Below are 17,236 nucleotides of genomic sequence, written 5' to 3' on the forward strand. Positions count from 1 at the left end.
ATACTAGTGGTGAACTGGAAATTCACAGCTAAAAATGGCGCCACCCTCAGGGTTGGCTTGAAAGCGAATATCACCACCGTGTCCCTGCATAATAGATTTAGACACCGACAAGCCAATCCCCATCCCACCCTCTTTTGAGGTGACAAAAGGGCTGAACAATTGCTCTTCTATTTCTGGCGCTAAACCTGCGCCAAAATCCTTCACTTTGAAGCACACCATGCCGCCCTGGAGGTAGGTACTCACCTCGACCGGATTACTGTGCTCTGCATTAGACGTTGATTCCATTGCGTTGCGAATCAGGTTTAAGGCAACCTGCTGCAACTGCACTTCGTCCGCAAAAATCGGCGGCAAATTTTCTCCGGCATTTAAGTGTACTGGGATAGCATTCACCCGCGAATCAACCTCGGCAAGCGCAAGAACATCTTCCAGTACTTCATTGATATTAAGGACTTCCCGTCCACCAGAGGGCTTTTTAACGTAGCTACGCATGCGCTGAATAACTGCTGCTGCGCGCTCAGCCTGAATAATAATTTTAGACAGTACCTCTTCCATTTTTTGACGGCGATCTTCGGGTAAATCAAGCAGCAGGCGCTGGGCTACTCGAGAGTAATTCGTCACAGCGGTAAGCGGTTGATTCACTTCATGGGCAATACCAGCCGCCATTTCTCCACCAGTACTTAGGCGCTCTATATGCGCTAAATGCTGACGCTGAGTATCCATTTCTTCTCGCGCTTGCTCAAGGGCAAACTGGTTTTGCAGCCACTCACTAATATCCCGTAACACTAAAACTGCACCACCTTCTGCTCGTGGTGAACCCATTAGCGCTACCGGTAAGATTTGACCAGTGCGAGCGCTAATACTAACGTGCTCCTTACGTAGACCAACCCCGCCCTCACAAAGTAACGCTAATGACTGATTGAGCGCTTCGTCGCCGGCAAATAAATTAAGTTTTGAAAATAACTCGCCAACACAATCCGCCGTCGCCCACCCAGTAATCGCCGACGCCTGCGCATTCATTGAGGTAACTCTGCCTGCCAAATCTAAACCGACGATACCTTCTTCGACCGCATTTAAAATTTGCTGGTTCTCATCTTCTAATTCGGTATTACGACGCGCTAATGCCCGCTCTAAACGTTGAATCTTAATATGTGTTCGGACCCGAGCCAAAACTTCGTCGGTCTGAAATGGCTTGGCAATATAGTCCACGCCACCAATCGCCAAACCGTGAACTTTAGACTGGCTATCGGTCAGCGCGGATAAAAAAATCACCGCAATGTCTGCGGTCTCAGGGTCGGCTTTTAAATGCTCACAAACCTCAAAACCGTCCATTCCCGGCATCATGACATCAAGTAGAATCAAGGCTGGACGAGCTCGTTTAGCGGTGTATAAGGCGGCCTCACCATCACGTGCCGCTAATAGGCGGTAACCACTGCCCTCAAGGGTTTTAAATAAGACCTGTAAGTTAGTTGGATTGTCATCAACCAATAAAATTTGTTCGCTACCGCGATCAGGCATCATTCAAACTAGCCTCACGCGACGCCTGCACCACCAAGTGAGTCAGCTTATCGAAATCAAACTCCCGTAAATATTCTTCTGCCTCGGTCACAAAGCCATCACACTCAGGATTGCGCTTACGTAGCTGCTGCAAAAGCTCCCGCAGGCTCGTTACATCACCAAGATCAACCGCTGTGCTTAATTCCTGTAAATCCTTACCGGGAGGTAACATCAAATCGCAGGGCAGCATCGAATCTTCCCCTGCAGGCTCGGCAGCAGTAATGTTAGACGTCACGCCGCAGGTAGTGGCCACCACTTTAAGAAGGTCGCCGATACTTATCGGTTTAGGCAAGAAACCATCGCAACCCACTTCTATTGCCTCCTCCATCATTTCCTCATCAGTGGTTGCCGATGCCATAATAATGGCAACGTCGGTCATCTTCATTTCCTGCTTAATAATCCGTGTTGCCTCCATGCCATCCATTTCCGGCATTCTTAAATCCATCAAAACTAACTTCGCTGTACGCTCTTTTAAATGTTCAATCACTTCAAGACCGTTGCCAGCCTCACGAATGTCGGTGGTAACGTCCTCGAGCATACTCAGCAATACATGGCGATTCACAGCAACATCATCGGCAACAATAATTGCAGGGTTTTCACCCGCGCTCGCCAACAATTGCGGGATAGGATCAAGCGCTTCTAGCAAATATTCGTCTGTATCCAAAGAAGCATCTAGTTCAAGCAACGGGATATCAAAGTAGAAACAGCTGCCTTGGCCGAACTCACTGCTAACGTTCAAGCTTCCACCCATGGCTTCGACCAAACGACGACAAATAGACAAGCCCAAGCCCGTTCCCTTTCCGTCCTGCGGATTAACCTGTCTGAAGGGCTCAAACACATCCCGCAATTTCTCTGCCGGAATACCCATACCACTGTCGGTTACTGAAAACATCAGTTGTTTTGTTTCTGGCGCTGCGTGCAGCTTTAAAACAACCTTGCCGACACTAGTAAATTTAACCGCATTGTCGAGTAAATTTACCAACACTTGGCGCAATTTCACCTCATCTACCTGCACTTGCTCGGGCAAATTCGGTGAGCGATCAACAATAAACTCCAAGCCTTTTGATTTAGCTCGATGAGCAACAATATCGCTGACGTTTGACACAATATCGTCAAGCTTATTGGGTCGACAAACGATGTCGATATTGCCGCTTTCAATTTTCGCCAAATCAAGTACGTCATTGATCAGTGTCAGCAGGTGTTTACCGCAACTTTCGATTGCTCGTAAATATTCCTGGCTGCCGGTAGGTATGCCGGTATCCCGCTGCAACAACTGCGCATACCCCAGCACACCATTGAGCGGCGTACGTAACTCATGGCTCACGCTAGACAAAAACTGACTTTTCGCATGCAATGCGTCTTCAGCGGCAATGCGCGCATTGACCAGTTCCTGTTCAATCCGCTTGCGGTCGGTTATATCGGTCATGATCCCCATAGCGCGAATGGGTTTATCATTCTGATCGTTTTCTACTACATCACCGCGACTGTAGATCCAGCGGAAATTACCCGCGCGATCTTTTACCCTAAACTCAACACTATTCCCGGTGGCTAACCCCAGCCAGCTATCAACTGCCGAGGCAATAATTTGTAAATCATCGGCGTAAGAAATATTTTTAAACGCACCAACCGGATAGGGTTTAGCCGGCGCTCTGTAGCCCAGCATACGAAAGAAGCTTTCCCCAACGGTAACCAAGCCGGTCTGTAAGTCTAAATCCCAGAGATGGTTTTGAGCGGCGTCTAAGGCCAATTGAAACCTGCGCTCACTAAGTTTTAGCGCACGCTCTGTTTCGGTTCGCCGTTCAACCATGAAATTAGCATCTTCTGCGAGCCGCTGAAATTCAGCGAAGGGAAGACGGTTAACATCTATAGCTGTTGAACGCTTACTAGCGTCGGCAAAAAATTGTTGAAAGATATGAAAACCGTCGGCGCTTCGGCGTGCTAGCCAACGCGCCGCAATGGTTGAAAACACCATTAACGCAAAGGCAATAATAACAATGAAACGAACATGCTCTTTAACCCGTTCTTGCAAGGCTGCGCGTTCTTGACTTAATTTTACGTTAAGCTCATCCAAAAACACCCCGGAACCCAACACCCAGCCCCAGGGTTCGAATCGGCGAATATAGGATATAACCGGTTTTTTCTCACCGTCGCGATCAACCCAACTCAGTTCAGTGAATAAGCTGTGGTCTTCGCCACCAACTCTGGCGCTAACATTCACAATGTCTGGCATGATGACGCCAACATTGCGCGGATCGTAGGCATTTACTAATTGCCGTCCGTCCTTGTCGACCACAAATAAAATCGAGTTATCTGGATCAATAGGTACTGCAGCAATACGCTCAACGACCTCGCGCTGAAGCCGATTTAGCTCATCGCGTAAATAAATACTCGCCCCCATATAGATATTTAGCGGCTTGTAATAATAAACGAAACTAAAATTACGCTCCGTCACTACTCGATTGCTGGGGTCGGTAAAACGGTACTCGAGAAAGTCGTATTTTTTATCTTTCAACGATGCTCGAATCTGAGCGGAAAAGGCGTTATTAGTCGCACTGTCAGACATCCGTACTTCGGCGACGGGACTAATCGGTGGCAACAGGGTTTTACCGTTGCCATCGAATAAGAAGAAAAAGCCCTTGTTATCTAAAAACCGGAGCGACGTCATAGTCGCCCTCAAGCGCGCGATCTGCTGCGCCTTGGTTTCACCAACATACTCTTTACGCGTATCTTCAACGAGGGAAATACCGACAGCGACCTGCTGGCGCAAATCGTTGTACAGCTGCTGATTCATCTGGGTGTGCTTAAAATCTAAATACTCAACCGCTTTACCGACTTCTCTGCGTAATAGCTCACGACGAGACTCGACATAAGTATCACGCCACGCTTCACTTTGCTGCGTGTATCGTTCGTACTCTTTGGCAATCCAGATGTAGCCGAAAATCGCCAAAGGAATCGCAGACAATGCGACTAGGCTGAGGAGATAAATTTGTACTAAACTGCGCTTAGTTCGCATGCGCAACCCTTGTTGTTGTGTGGCAATCGCATGGTGCGTTGCGGCTTATTAGGCGGAAGCTTATCCAGTCTTGGCGCTTCCCGCCAGTATCAATCGACTAAATCACTGATTAAGCATGCCACTGTATTATAATTTCATGGTAGCCTGAACGTATATAAAACGGTAACCGCAAGGACGTAATAATGACTAAAGAAGCGACGGTGTACCTCGTAGAAGATGACGAAGCGGTACGAGACTCACTACAAATGGTGCTGGAATCAGTTGGCCACAAGGTAATTAGTTACTCGCGGGCCGATACATTCTTAGAGGATTACACCACAGAAATGGCGGGATGTATGGTGCTGGACATACGTATGCCCGGCATGAACGGTATGGAACTGCAGCGTCAGCTCAATACCAGAAACTCTATTTTGCCGATTATTTTTGTGACTGGCCACGGCGATGTCCCTATGGCCGTTGACGCCATGCAACGCGGCGCGGTGGACTTTGTACAAAAGCCCTACCGTGAAGAAGAGTTACTCGGCAAAATCCAGCAAGCGATTGCGGCCGACGCTGAAAACCGCGCGGATCTTGAAGAAAAACATAAAATCCGGGCTAAATTATCAGATCTGACACCCCGCGAAAGTCAAGTTATGGAACTGATGATTGAGGGCAAAGCGAACAAAGTCATCGCTTACGACTTAGATATCAGTCAGCGGACGGTAGAAATACATCGCGCCCGCGTGATGGAAAAAATGGGCGTGCGCTCGCTTGCTCACTTGGTTCGCATGGTAATGGCAGCAGAAGAAGCTGGCGCTAGCTAATAGTGATTACCGTCGCTACCCAGTAAGGCATCCATGGCCTGCAGGGTAGCGATTAAGTTAGCGGCCGGTAATCCCAATCCACTAAAATACTCCTCTGCCATAGGCGCTATACCACTTGCACTCGGCAACACCTCCTGCTGATCGATCAAAAAACCCATCCTTGGAATTAAAATAAACTGCAGCCACTGGGCAAAGTTTAAGGTATCTATAGAAAATGGCTGTTCGCTTCGCAGGGCATTAGGCGGTGGCGATTTCGCATCCCAACATCCAATACGCCGCAGCTCGGCTTCGATATCAATTAATATTGAAGCCACATCATGGTATCTACTCATCTCTCCTTCCACATTCGACTAACCCAACTATTACTCTATGATCTGTCGATAGGGCGGCATAGAGGCCAACATTTTACGCCCGTAGTGCCGCGTGACAATCCGTCTGTCGAGTATAGTTATGCGGCCAACATCTGACTCACTGCGCAGTAAACGGCCACTGGCTTGAATCAATTTCACCGCCGCATCAGGCACTGTAATATCCATAAAAGGGTTGCCATTATTGCGGCTAATCCACTCAGCAAGTGCCTCTTCCACCGGATCCTCCGGCACCGCGAAGGGGATTTTGGCGATCAACACATGCGAGCAATACTTGCCGGGTAAATCCACCCCTTCCGCAAAGCTCGCGAGACCAAAAATCACACTGCCATCACCCTTATCTAAGGCAGCGCGATGACGCGTTAGTATTTCGTGTTTAGGTAAATCATCCTGAGCGAGAATCCTGCTCTGCCACTGGGCTGGCATGCCTTCGCGCACCGCACGCAATTGCTTGCGAGATGAGAACAGAACGAGGCTACCGGCCGACTGCTCCATCAGCTCCGGCAACATAGCAATGAGCGCTGCGGTGTGGGCCTCTGCATCACCCGCATCACAATTCATTGCCGGCACATATAGCTCACCGGCTTCGGCGTGGGCAAATGGACTAGGCACCACCTCAAAGCTGGCATCGGTATCTAGACCCGCACGCATACTAAAGCGATTAAAACTACCTAAGGCAGTAAGAGTGGCAGACGTTAGTACCGCAGCATAGCACCGCGACCAAAGCGCAGACTTAAGCGCATTGGCGGCAAGTATAGGGCTGGCATTGAGCTCGATATCAAACAAACCCTGACCAGTCTCCACGAGGGCCATCCATCGTGCATTGGGTGGTTTTTCTTTGCTGGCATCACTGGCGTAAGAGCGCCACAGCGCGCATGCCGTCTCGGCGCGAAAACGCGCCGACGATACCGTTGCCAACCACTGCTCAGTCACTTCGCGGCTGGCCATGAGTTGATTGCCATCTAAACTGTCTTGAAAGGTATCGACAATCCGTTCTGCTTGGTGAATGACCCCGCTAAAACCATCAACCAAGCTTTTCGCATGCGCGGCAAGGTCAGGAGGTACAACGCCATCGGGAAAACGTACGCTTTTGGTTCCCTGCCGTTCTTCCGCGTCGTCTAGTAATGTCTCTAATATTGGGCGGAGAGGTGCCAAACCACGCCGCACGGCAATAAGCTGGGTCAGTAAACTCTCTAGCTGCCCCTTTGCGCTCACATCCATCGCCGGCACGGCGATCATGCCGGTCAAGGCACGCTCTATTTGCTCTAACCAACGCTCGGTCGCCGCCACTCTAAAATTGGCACTGAAATGGTTTATCACCTTATCTGGCAGGTGGTGAGCCTCGTCGAAAATGTAGATGCACTCTTCCGGCGGCGGCAGTATTGCGCCACCACCCAGGGCTAAATCCGCAAGAACAAGGTCGTGATTAGCCACGATCACATCCGCCTGGGTGAGTGATTCACGTGCTTTGAAAAAACTGCATTGCTTAACATGACTACAGCGTCGCCCAGTGCATTGGGCGTGATCAGTCGTGACCCGGGTCCACTTATCATCGGCAATCACGGTATCCCAGTCGTCTCGATCACCGGCCCATTTCCCAGTCGCCATCTTTTGCGCAAAATCGGTGTATAACGAAAGGCTTTCAGCATCGGGTGCCGCCATATGCTCATCTAAATAAAGAGGCAGCACCTTAGCATCGCCACCTGACAAAGTTTGATCAAGTTTTGAAAGACAAATATAGCGACGGCGCCCCTTCGACAAACTAACGCTAAATTGAAGTCCGCTGTGCTGAAGAATATCGGGGAGGTCGCGGTATATAATTTGTTCTTGCAGGGCAACCGTTGCCGTAGAAATCACCAAGGTCTTGTTGATTTGCTGAGCGATCGGTATGGCAGCAACCGCGTAGGCGAGGGTTTTACCCGTGCCGGTGCCCGCTTCGACGACACAGAGATGATCGCCACCGCCGCGCTGAGATTCTTGATTACGCTTAACGCCGCCCAACACTCTTGCAATATGTGCGATCATGAGCCGCTGGCCGTAGCGAGGCTTGAGGTTTTTTACATCAAGAAATTGTCGATATGCGTCTTGAATCGCCTTTTTAAGTGCGTCAGTAAGCACCTAAACGGCCTCTTCTATTTCCCGCAAATCACGGCTTCGTAGCTGATTCCGCACTGGATTAGCGTAGATTTCCATCGCCTTCACACGAAATTCCTGCGGTATTTTTGCAAAGCGCTGCTCAAAATCTGCAACATCAGCATCGCTAATGTCGGGCACATTCAAACTGCGCCAGCTATCATCGTTATATAAGCGTTTGTAAGCGAGAATATTACTCGCATGTAGACGATACTGATCGATTATCGCCTCGTCTAAAATTGCCGCGACCATCGCCGCGTCAGCAAATTCACCTTTTAATGGCGCGCCAAAAGCGACATGAACATCCCCCTTATTTCCCAACACGCCAATCGCAATACTCTTTAGATCTTCGTGCTCCGCCTTCAAATAAGCACCGTCGCGCTCCACGTGCACTAATTCCTGAGCCTTAGCCGCGTCCAGCGGATCCCATTCATATGAAATAGAAACCGGGACAATATTTAGTTTGTTGATGTAGTCAGAAAAGCTCTCTTCCGGCTTTTGCTGGGCCATACCAATCATTTTAATCACCGCCGCCTCGGTGGCGTCGTTACCATCTTTGGCGCGGCCTTCCCGCTGAGCTATCCAAATGGAGCTGCGTTCTTCTAATAACGAAAACCGAATATAGTTCGCCAATTGCCTAAACGCTGCAAGCATCTGACGAGGGCCACGGGCAGAACGCCGAACAATAAAACTTTTGTTTAACCGCATTAGATCGGCGGCAAAGGGCTTAGACAGCAAGTTATCACCTATGGCAATGCGCACGGTATTACGCTCATGGTGATATAGGGCATAGTTAACAAACGCTGGATCAAGGGCGATATCACGATGATTGCTGATGAATAAATAAGCAGTATCTGACGTTAAGGCATCAAGTCCGGAAACAGTAAAACTGCAGGTATGATCCTCAATCATCGCGTCCATATAACGCTTAACAATAAACTGAAAACCAGCCACGGTATCGACACCGCTAAGTTCGCGACGCAGATACCACGCTATAAATGGACGAACCAACCAAGGCAAGTAGCGATTGAGTTTCTGTAATCGCAAATTAGCGACCACATTTAACAATTCAGGATCGACCAGCAACTTGGCTAATACCGGCACGACCTCATCGTCGCGATAAGGCCGGATCTCAGCGAAGTCATCCATTATTAGGCGCTCTCAATATTATAAAGGGGCGTACAATAAAGGATTCGATAGCAATCGTCATCTCCCCGACGCAATCTCAACACGCCCCAGCATAGAAGCCACAGACTAAACGGACGAAAAGCAAAGCATAATCGTCAATTATCGCCAAAACGGCGCGAAACTCAACGTTACCGAAGCTAGTAGCAACCCAAGCAAGGAATTATCGGTGTAGGCACGCAAACCCTATCAAACCTTGTCGAAAAGTCACCGGAGACGTTAAAGCGTGGGTCAATTCACTCCATATTGCGACAATCAAAGCGATCCCATTCCTTCAGTACAGGTTTGCGTGGACCAATATCAGACTAAGAACACGGTATTAATTTTAAGAATACGCTCTTAATCCCCCCACTTATTTACTGCAAAAAGGTAAAACGGCATAGAAACTGCTTACTCTTAAACAGCAGCGAAGACAGCGAAATACGACGAGCCGAAGAAACAACTAAGGCGATGATATCGCTGGTACTAGGTGGTAACGTACAAACGCGAAATCCCGATAATTGATTTACCAAGCCCCTGCCAATAGCGGAGGAATGGAAATTTACAGACTCGGAAATCAAGAGCGAGTAGTCGAAGATACTTATGATCTTCACATATCCAGAGCAGACTGACAGCCGTGAAGAAATAGCTATGCCATCGACAAAAATGCGCTCCCAAAACCGGTTCCGGACAGACACCATGCCAAACCGCACACTAGCGAGGCTCCACCTTGACCTGAGCACAACTACTGATTCAGACAGGATGACTGCGCGCACATGGAAACTCTGTATTGTCAAACCGGTCAATAAAATTGACAATGCACATAAGAATACTGACTCGACCGTTCACTTTCCGCTGAACGCCAGCATTCAGTATGCCGCGATTGACGACAAATCAACCAGTCGAAGCTTCCAGGCGGCTTTTAGTATGAACCACATCAATAATCGCATCGCCTGTTTTAGAAATTATAGGCTCCAGACCATCGATGCATTGAATAGCCTCAAAAAAACACAGGATCGGTAGTCACTGACCGGAAAAATGAATTATGGCTAGATATAACGAAATTATAGACAACGAAATTGAGAAGGCCGAGAACTACGAGCAATGGAAAGCGGCGGCAATCCGCAGTGACGAAATAACTGGGCTCGACTATTGGAAGAACGTCGACCGCAGTGGGCTCTATGATTACAAATCTATTCGGCAACGTTTAGAGCGACTGAGAGAGCTGCGTACTCGTGGGGATAACCAAGGTCTATTATTTTCCCTGAACGAAGGCATTCACGGCAATATGGGCGGCATGGGCCGCAACAGCCTGTATAAAAAAGCCCGCTTCGGCACTAAACGCTTAATTGTTGAATACATAGAAGAGATAGGTTCATCACTGTTGCATTTGGCCAGTGACGCTGTTGACGATATTAGTCTTGAAGAAAAGTTTGAGTTTTTTCAACGTGCCAGCCATTGCTTCGGCCGCTCGGCGTTAATGTTGAGTGGGTCAGGAACACTTCTTTACTTTCATATGGGTGTGGTCAAAGCGCTTTGGGAACAACAATTACTGCCGCCAATTATGTCTGGCTCCAGTGGCGGCGCATTAATTTCAGCGCTCGTTGGCACCCATTCACGCGCTGACCTGAAAAAAATATTTGCGCCGGAATACATCCGCTTCGAAGTGGAAAAAGAAGCCGGCGTACTCGCTGGTCTCAACATGTTTAAACGAACCAAAATATCGCCAGAAGCAGTGGTTGAGCTTTACGAGAGACTGATACCTGATCTCACCTTCCAAGAGGCCTACCACCTCACTGGACTACAAATTAATGTCTCAGTCGCCCCTGCAGAAAAACACCAGTCATCTCGCTTACTCAATGCAGTAGCCTCCCCCAACGTGATGATTCGCGAAGCGGTCATGGCGTCTTGCGCATTTCCTGGCGCATTCCCCCCCGTCACGCTGGCTGCCAAGAATCAGCGCGGTGAGCGCCAAGCTTACCTCGCCTCAAGAAAATGGATAGATGGCTCGGTTAGCGACGACATGCCCATAAAGCGCGTAGCCCGCTTGTATGGTGTTAATCATTTCATTGTCAGCCAAACCAATCCGATAGCCCTGCCCTTTGTAACTGAATCGAAAGAACAACATGGCTGGGGTATTATCAAACACGCCATGCGAAACACAACCCGCGAATGGCTGCTAGCTGGCACAAAGCTTATCGCCAAACCTGTTGGATTAAACCCAAGCCTTAGTAAGTTTGTAAATATGACTAGCTCAGTGCTCGCGCAAACATATACCGGCGACATAAATATTTTGCCACCACGGCGTTTGCACAACCCAATTGGTTTACTATCAGGACGCAGTACCGAAGAAGTGATGGAGATGATTCGCGATGGCGAGCGCGCCTGCTGGCCGCATATTGAAACCATACGCCTACAGACTAGCGTCAGCCATGTTCTTGATCGCATTTTGCGAGATATAGAGCTACGTCTTATTAATGATTCACAACAAACCAGAACAGAAATCGCAATGGAAGCTAACAAATGACACACCAGCAAGGTACTTTAAGTAGTCGTTCGGGTTGCCGTATTTATACCCAAAACTGGCAGCCTAGCGGCACGCCGAAAGCGGTATTGATTTTGGCTCACGGCCTAGCCGAACATAGCAACCGCTATGTCGATATCGCCAATTTTTTTACCGAGCAGGGTTTCGCTGTTTATGCCTTAGACCATGAAGGCCACGGTCACTCTCAAGGTCTGCGCGGCTATATTAATGACTTTGACGACTTTTTAAGCACACTGGATCAATACTGCGACGAAGTGACGGAATTACACCCGGACTGCAAACGTTTCCTGATCGGCCATAGTATGGGTGGTGTTATCTCTAGCGCCTACTTACTTGAGCACCAAGAAAAGCTCAGCGGATGCATTCTCTCCGGCCCCGCGCTAGCGACTGGCGACGTGATTAGCCCCATACAAAAAGCCATAGTGAACATTTTGTCGAAAATACTCCCGAAACTTCCACTACTTCAGCTTGAGGCAAACGATGTATGCCACGATCCGGCGGTCGTTGAGGCCTATAAGAATGATCCCTACGTTTTCACCGGCAAGATCCGTGTACGACTTATTAGCGAGATATTGCGGACCGCTGACCGCGTACTAAGCAATGCTGCCAACATAACGCTACCCATGCTTTTACTGCACGGTGGCGATGATAAAATGGCATCACCCACTGGTTCTGAAAAACTGTATGCAGGTATTTCTTCTCCAGACAAAGCCATCAAGATTTATCCCGGCCTCTACCATGAAATATTCCTTGAGCCGGAGAAGCTATCAATCTATGCAGAAATACAGGCGTGGATAGAAGCGAGAATTTAAGAATGAGATATTTCCTAGCTTAGTAACGGTCAAATAAAAACCGTAAAGTAATTAAGGCATAATTTGCAAAATCGCACTATAAATACTGAGGCTTGTGTACACCAAGTTATCAGTAACATCCTATAGGAATAGCAACATGCAGGAAAAACGCAGCAACCCTTGGCCAGAAAACATTTCCGGCACAGTGGTTTTTATCGCTGACAATATAAATAGAACAGAGAAACGTCTTTTAGAAAGTGCCATTCGCAAAAACCAACCCAAGGGCGCGGACTTTCATATTGTTCACCGTCAGCTGCGTAATACCAAGAGCAGTGCGTCGCGCGTTAACACTCAATTACTGAGGCTAAGTGAGACGAATGATAACCCTTACTTCGTGCCTATACGCGTATGCTGGCAAAGCCTAGCACCACGAAATATGCAGGGCGTGTCGCTAAAGGATTTGATCACCGGTAACCGTGAATACCCGGGCTGGCTCAAGCAGCAAATTATTCTTCGCCAAGGCGGTGACAGTCACAGTATTACCGTCGGCCAAGGGGCAAGCCTAGAGCAGCTCAAAGAAGCATCAGCGCAACATGCACGTAAGCATGGCGGCGAAGACAACCTCATTAAATATATTGATCGCTCCGCGTTTCTCGCACTCGAAAAAGCCGAACGCAAGGTAAAAGGGGCACGCTACAAAATACCACAATTGCTATCAGACGAAGTAATTCGTAAACCCGCTGTTATCAAAGCGCTGACTGAGATCAGCAAGTCCAGTGGCCGCTCAATGGATAGCCTGATCAAAGAAGCAAAACTTTGCCTCGATGAAATGTCCGCAAAACCTACCACCCTAGGCACTGATCTTGCGGCGGCACTCGGACGCTTTATGTACACCCGCGGCTTCGACAATAATATCGACTATGCCGAGGGTGATATCGAGCGCATCCGCACATTGCTCGCTGAAAAGCCCGTCGCATTTTTATTTACCCACAAATCTCATATCGATGGTTTTCTGCTGATGACCATCTTTCACGACCAAAACTTAACACCATTGCATTTATTCGGCGGCATAAACATGAATATGCCGGGTATTGGCCCTATCTTGCGCAGATCTGGCGCCATTTTCATTCGCCGTAGCTTCCAAAACGACGCGGTCTACAAAGTCGTATTTAAAAACTATATAGACTATCTCGGTGAAAAACGTTTTCCCCTTATGTGGGCGCTTGAGGGCACCCGCTCCCGCACTGGCAAGTTAATGCCACCGCGCTTTGGGCTCATCAACTACGTGGTAAGCGCGCACATGCGCGATGACGCCCCTGACTTGATATTAATGCCCGTTTCCATCACCTACGACCAAGTACCAGAAGTAGCCGACTATGACGCACTACAAGCGGGCGGCAAAAAACGTCCAGAATCGACATCGTGGTTTATGGAGTACATCAGCGGCCTTAAAAATCCCCACGGTAAAATACATGTTCGATTCGGCGAGGGCGTTACGATAAGCGAACATCTCGATCGCAGTAGTCCTACGCCGCAAACAAGGGATATTCAAAAAATCGCGTTCGAGCTCGCCGTCGATGCTAACAATGCCACGCCAATCACCGTCAATTCCTTAATTTGCTACGTTATTCTTGAACATGGTCATAAAGCAATAACCTTTGCTGAGATGCATACCGACATCCAAGAACTACTACAATTAATAGACAAACTCGGGTTTTCCACGACCCTAGATGTGCAAAACCTAAATGAAATAGGAATTAGGAAATGCCTGCAGGAACTGGGCACGACTGGTGTTATCGACATTTTTAACGACGGCATTGAATCGGTTTACATGCTGCCAACAGATGCTGGACGCACCGCGGCCTATTATCGCAACGGCCTCATTCACTTCTTTATTACCAGCGCCATTGCCGACCTCGCATTATTGGCCGTCACTGAAACCGGCGACGAGGCAATTGCCCAATTCCATAATGAGGCCTTACGATTACGGGACATATTCAAGTACGAATTTTTCTTTGAAGGCTCAAGCGCCTTTATTGTATTACTAGAACACGAACTAGATATACGCGCACCTGGCTGGAAAGACAGTGTAAGAGAAGGCTATAAAGCAACTCGCAAACTGGTCACCGCGTTAGAGCCAATTCTCGGCCACGGCACTCTTCGCCCCTTTATAGAGGCTTACCTCGTTTTAGCAAGAGCCCTGAGAATGCAAGCAGTAGGAGAAATTAGTGATCAAAAACAGCTTATTAATCACGCTCTAACACTCGGCAAGCAGCGGGTACTGCAAAAGCGTATTCATTGCGAAGAGTCGGTGTCTGGCAGCTACTTTGAAAACGCCATTAAGATTGCAGAAAATCAAGACCTTCTCAAAGCTGGTGACGAAGCCGTCGCGGGTCGCCAACGCTGGCTAGAAGAGTTAAGAGAAATATCTGCAAATGCGCGACTGCTAGCATCAATAGCAGATGCTAAACGTTTGGCAGTGCGGACTCAGCTAGAGAAATAATACGGACAAATACGACGTCGTAGGAAATCAAAAATGCCGGCGCTAAACACCGGCATTTTTGCGTATTAAATAACGCTAAAAAATAACTTTAAAATCGGCACCGTAGGTTAGAGGATTAACAATCCCAACATGATACGTACCAATATCGGTGCCGGTTAAACCGCCAGGTTGCGATACCCGGTCATTGCCCAGCAAATTTTTACCCCACAACGCCATTTCGTAAGCGCCGCTTGGGGTGTTCCATGCCAGCCTTACATTGAGCAAACTGGTGTCGTCGCCATAGCCATTCACGGTATTAAAAAATGGCTGATGATCCTCGTTCTCAGGCTCAGTATTTTCCTCATAAATATAATCTACATGCAGTAACAACAAACCATAATTAATTTCCGGCGACCAATCCATTGTAACCGTGTATTCCTGCGGCGATGTCACATTGAGCTGATCGGCAACTACAAAATCACCCTGAGCGTTGAAATATGCCTCTCGGCTAGACTCTTGCTCACGATAGGTATAAATCAGGCCAAACCGAAGATTCTCTGTTACCAACCAATCACCGGTTAACTCAATACCCTGAATATCCTCATCGGTATTAATGACTGTTGGTACCGCACCATTGCTATCTGGCGAGCGCGACTCAATAGCCTCTTGGCGATCATCGATAATCATTTTGAATAGCGCGACTTGGGTACGAATACGCGAATCGAAGAAATCACCTTTCACACCGAATTCAATATTGCTCACCACCTCAGGATCTAAAGGTGCTTCACGAGTGCCTGTATTTAAGGAGTCGTAGCCACCGGACTTATAGCCGGTAGAGTAACTCAAAAACGTCATCGCACCGTCGGTTACTTGGTAATTGGCAACGACACGCCCGGTAATTTTATCCCAGCTTTTCGACGCCGACTCCACACCATCAGAATTAAAAAAGAAGTTTTCACCTAGCGCCTGCGACACCACAAAGTCGGTGAGCGGCGCATCCCAGCTGAACGACTTTTTATCATTGCTATAACGCAAGCCAGTAATAATATTTAGTCTGTCGGTAATGGTGAAATCGAGGTCGGTAAATACACCATAACTTTCAAAATCACCTTCATTGGTCATAGTTTCGGTTACGTAATTACCCGCCACTGCGCCGCCGAGCAAAGTATTTAATAAACCTTGGGGAATACCCGCCATACCTGAGGCCAACTCAAGCACTGCGCCATAACTAAACGTTAAAGCCGTTTGCTGATAGGTGTCCTCCTTGCTGTAGTTCGCGCCAAATACCGCATCTACCCAATCTAGCGCGACGTTTAACTGCATTTCAAAGTATGCAATATCGGAGTCTTCAATATTATTGGTATCGACATAAACCGACTCATCACCAGTGGCATCTTCGTCTTGTAAATTATAGGTTTCAAAGGCGCGGTAACTGCCTATCACGGTGAGATTACTAATATCACTTAGCTCGTACCAGAGTTTACCGGTAAAGCCCTGCATATCTCTGGTTTCACCACCGCCAATGGCGTCGGTTTCTAATTTTCGGTCAGTGGGATCGGGATAATTTGAGAAATCTTCACTAATACTAATACGCGCCTGCGGACCGTTATCAACGCGGTCGATATCGTAGGCAAATTGCATACTCAATCTATCGTTGGTATCCCAGCGAAGGGCAACGCGAGCGAATTGGTTATCTTGTTCACCGGGGTCTGGCGACGCCGTGCCTTTATTGTCGATGACCGCATCACGCTGGTTATGCAGTACATTCACCCTCATCGCCAGTGATTCGGTCAGCGGTACATTGCCCATGCCTTCAACACGAAATAAATTATAATTGCCAAGCTTGGCCATCACGAAGCCTTCGCTTTCTTCCAAACTCGGTGCATTAGGAATAAAACTCACCACCCCCGCCGCCGCATTGCGACCAAACAATGTACCCTGCGGGCCTTTTAATACTTCTACCCTTTCCATGTCTGAAAACGGGACGGTAATTGCCGCGCGGGGTAAATACACGCCATCGAGAAATGTCGCTACCGAGGGGTCTCCTCCAGTACTGATGTTCGAGCTATCAATTCCGCGAATTACAAAAGACGATTGGGTAGTACCACCACCACGCACGCCATCACCAACTTTTAAACCTGGAATATAGGCCTGAATATCTTCCATGTTCAGTGCGCCGGTATTTTCTAAATCTTGATTGGTAAAAGTGTCCACGGTCACGGGCACCGTCATCGCACTTTGTTCACGCTTTTGCGCCGTGACCACCACCTCTTCCAAGGCTAGATTCTTAGCCGCATACGCCGAAGGTGTTCCTAGTACCGCAAGGCCAACAGCGCAGGCCATGTGGCCTCTACTCATGGATTTCATATAACGCCCTCTCTCG

The 17,236-nt window shown here is 48.3% G+C and carries 10 protein-coding genes; 4 read left to right on the forward strand and 6 right to left on the reverse strand.

The window, feature by feature from the left end; genetic code table 11:
- Window positions 1–3: 3 nt before the first annotated feature.
- Both O9X78_RS10215 and O9X78_RS10220 read right to left on the reverse strand, forming a co-directional pair.
- The gene (locus O9X78_RS10215) at window positions 4–1,518 is read right to left on the reverse strand and encodes an ATP-binding response regulator (protein WP_269619578.1); all 1,515 of its coding nucleotides are present in this window, start codon (window positions 1,516–1,518) and stop codon (window positions 4–6) included.
- On the reverse strand, window positions 1,508–4,567 hold the full coding sequence (locus O9X78_RS10220) for a cache domain-containing protein (protein ID WP_269619579.1): 3,060 nt from the start codon (window positions 4,565–4,567) through the stop codon (window positions 1,508–1,510). Before O9X78_RS10220 ends, O9X78_RS10215 begins: the two co-directional genes overlap by 11 nt.
- 182 nt (window positions 4,568–4,749) lie before the next feature.
- Between O9X78_RS10220 and O9X78_RS10225 the strand changes: the two genes are divergently transcribed.
- A complete protein-coding gene (locus tag O9X78_RS10225; RefSeq protein ID WP_269619580.1) occupies window positions 4,750–5,370 on the forward strand; it encodes a response regulator transcription factor in 621 nt (206 codons plus the stop codon).
- Here O9X78_RS10225 and O9X78_RS10230 read toward each other — a convergent pair.
- From O9X78_RS10230 to O9X78_RS10240, 3 genes are read right to left on the reverse strand one after another with little or no spacing between them, the layout of a single operon-like run.
- Complete coding sequence (locus tag O9X78_RS10230) at window positions 5,367–5,702, reverse strand: YqcC family protein (RefSeq protein ID WP_269619581.1); 336 nt, start codon at window positions 5,700–5,702, stop codon at window positions 5,367–5,369. The two genes, O9X78_RS10225 and O9X78_RS10230, sit on opposite strands and share 4 nt — an antisense overlap.
- A 30-nt stretch (window positions 5,703–5,732) precedes the next feature.
- Window positions 5,733–7,856 (reverse strand): ATP-dependent DNA helicase DinG, encoded by a 2,124-nt coding sequence (dinG, locus tag O9X78_RS10235; RefSeq protein WP_269619582.1) that lies wholly within the window; start codon window positions 7,854–7,856, stop codon window positions 5,733–5,735.
- Complete coding sequence (locus O9X78_RS10240) at window positions 7,857–9,020, reverse strand: 1-acyl-sn-glycerol-3-phosphate acyltransferase (RefSeq protein WP_269619583.1); 1,164 nt, start codon at window positions 9,018–9,020, stop codon at window positions 7,857–7,859.
- Window positions 9,021–10,080: 1,060 nt separating this feature from the next.
- Here O9X78_RS10240 and O9X78_RS10245 point away from each other — a divergent pair.
- The 3 genes from O9X78_RS10245 (at window position 10,081) to O9X78_RS10255 (ending at window position 14,874) form a co-directional block, all read left to right on the forward strand.
- Window positions 10,081–11,562 carry a DUF3336 domain-containing protein gene (locus O9X78_RS10245; RefSeq protein ID WP_269619584.1) on the forward strand — a complete coding sequence of 494 codons (1,482 nt, stop codon included), beginning with the start codon at window positions 10,081–10,083 and terminating at the stop codon, window positions 11,560–11,562.
- A complete protein-coding gene (locus O9X78_RS10250) occupies window positions 11,559–12,392 on the forward strand; it encodes an alpha/beta hydrolase (RefSeq protein ID WP_269619585.1) in 834 nt (277 codons plus the stop codon). Before O9X78_RS10245 ends, O9X78_RS10250 begins: the two co-directional genes overlap by 4 nt.
- 136 nt (window positions 12,393–12,528) lie before the next feature.
- Window positions 12,529–14,874: a 1-acyl-sn-glycerol-3-phosphate acyltransferase gene (locus tag O9X78_RS10255; RefSeq protein WP_269619586.1), complete on the forward strand. Its 2,346-nt coding sequence runs from the start codon at window positions 12,529–12,531 to the stop codon at window positions 14,872–14,874.
- A gap of 75 nt (window positions 14,875–14,949) precedes the next feature.
- Here O9X78_RS10255 and O9X78_RS10260 read toward each other — a convergent pair whose 3' ends face one another.
- A complete protein-coding gene (locus tag O9X78_RS10260) occupies window positions 14,950–17,220 on the reverse strand; it encodes a TonB-dependent receptor (RefSeq protein ID WP_269619587.1) in 2,271 nt (756 codons plus the stop codon).
- Window positions 17,221–17,236: the final 16 nt, after the last annotated feature.

Origin of the sequence: Zhongshania aquatica, from assembly GCF_027257955.1 — a bacterium.
GTDB classification, from domain to species: Bacteria; Pseudomonadota; Gammaproteobacteria; order Pseudomonadales; family Spongiibacteraceae; genus Spongiibacter; species Spongiibacter aquatica.

What these genes read in the sequence shown, in the direction of transcription:
- O9X78_RS10215 (WP_269619578.1), bottom strand. Translation starts at nt 1,518, where the DNA reads ATGATGCCTGATCGCGGTAGCGAACAAATTTTATTGGTTGATGACAAT.
- O9X78_RS10220 (WP_269619579.1), bottom strand. Translation starts at nt 4,567, where the DNA reads ATGCGAACTAAGCGCAGTTTAGTACAAATTTATCTCCTCAGCCTAGTC.
- O9X78_RS10225 (WP_269619580.1), top strand. Translation starts at nt 4,750, where the DNA reads ATGACTAAAGAAGCGACGGTGTACCTCGTAGAAGATGACGAAGCGGTA.
- O9X78_RS10230 (WP_269619581.1), bottom strand. Translation starts at nt 5,702, where the DNA reads ATGAGTAGATACCATGATGTGGCTTCAATATTAATTGATATCGAAGCC.
- O9X78_RS10240 (WP_269619583.1), bottom strand. Translation starts at nt 9,020, where the DNA reads ATGGATGACTTCGCTGAGATCCGGCCTTATCGCGACGATGAGGTCGTG.
- O9X78_RS10245 (WP_269619584.1), top strand. Translation starts at nt 10,081, where the DNA reads ATGGCTAGATATAACGAAATTATAGACAACGAAATTGAGAAGGCCGAG.
- O9X78_RS10250 (WP_269619585.1), top strand. Translation starts at nt 11,559, where the DNA reads ATGACACACCAGCAAGGTACTTTAAGTAGTCGTTCGGGTTGCCGTATT.
- O9X78_RS10255 (WP_269619586.1), top strand. Translation starts at nt 12,529, where the DNA reads ATGCAGGAAAAACGCAGCAACCCTTGGCCAGAAAACATTTCCGGCACA.
- O9X78_RS10260 (WP_269619587.1), bottom strand. Translation starts at nt 17,220, where the DNA reads ATGAAATCCATGAGTAGAGGCCACATGGCCTGCGCTGTTGGCCTTGCG.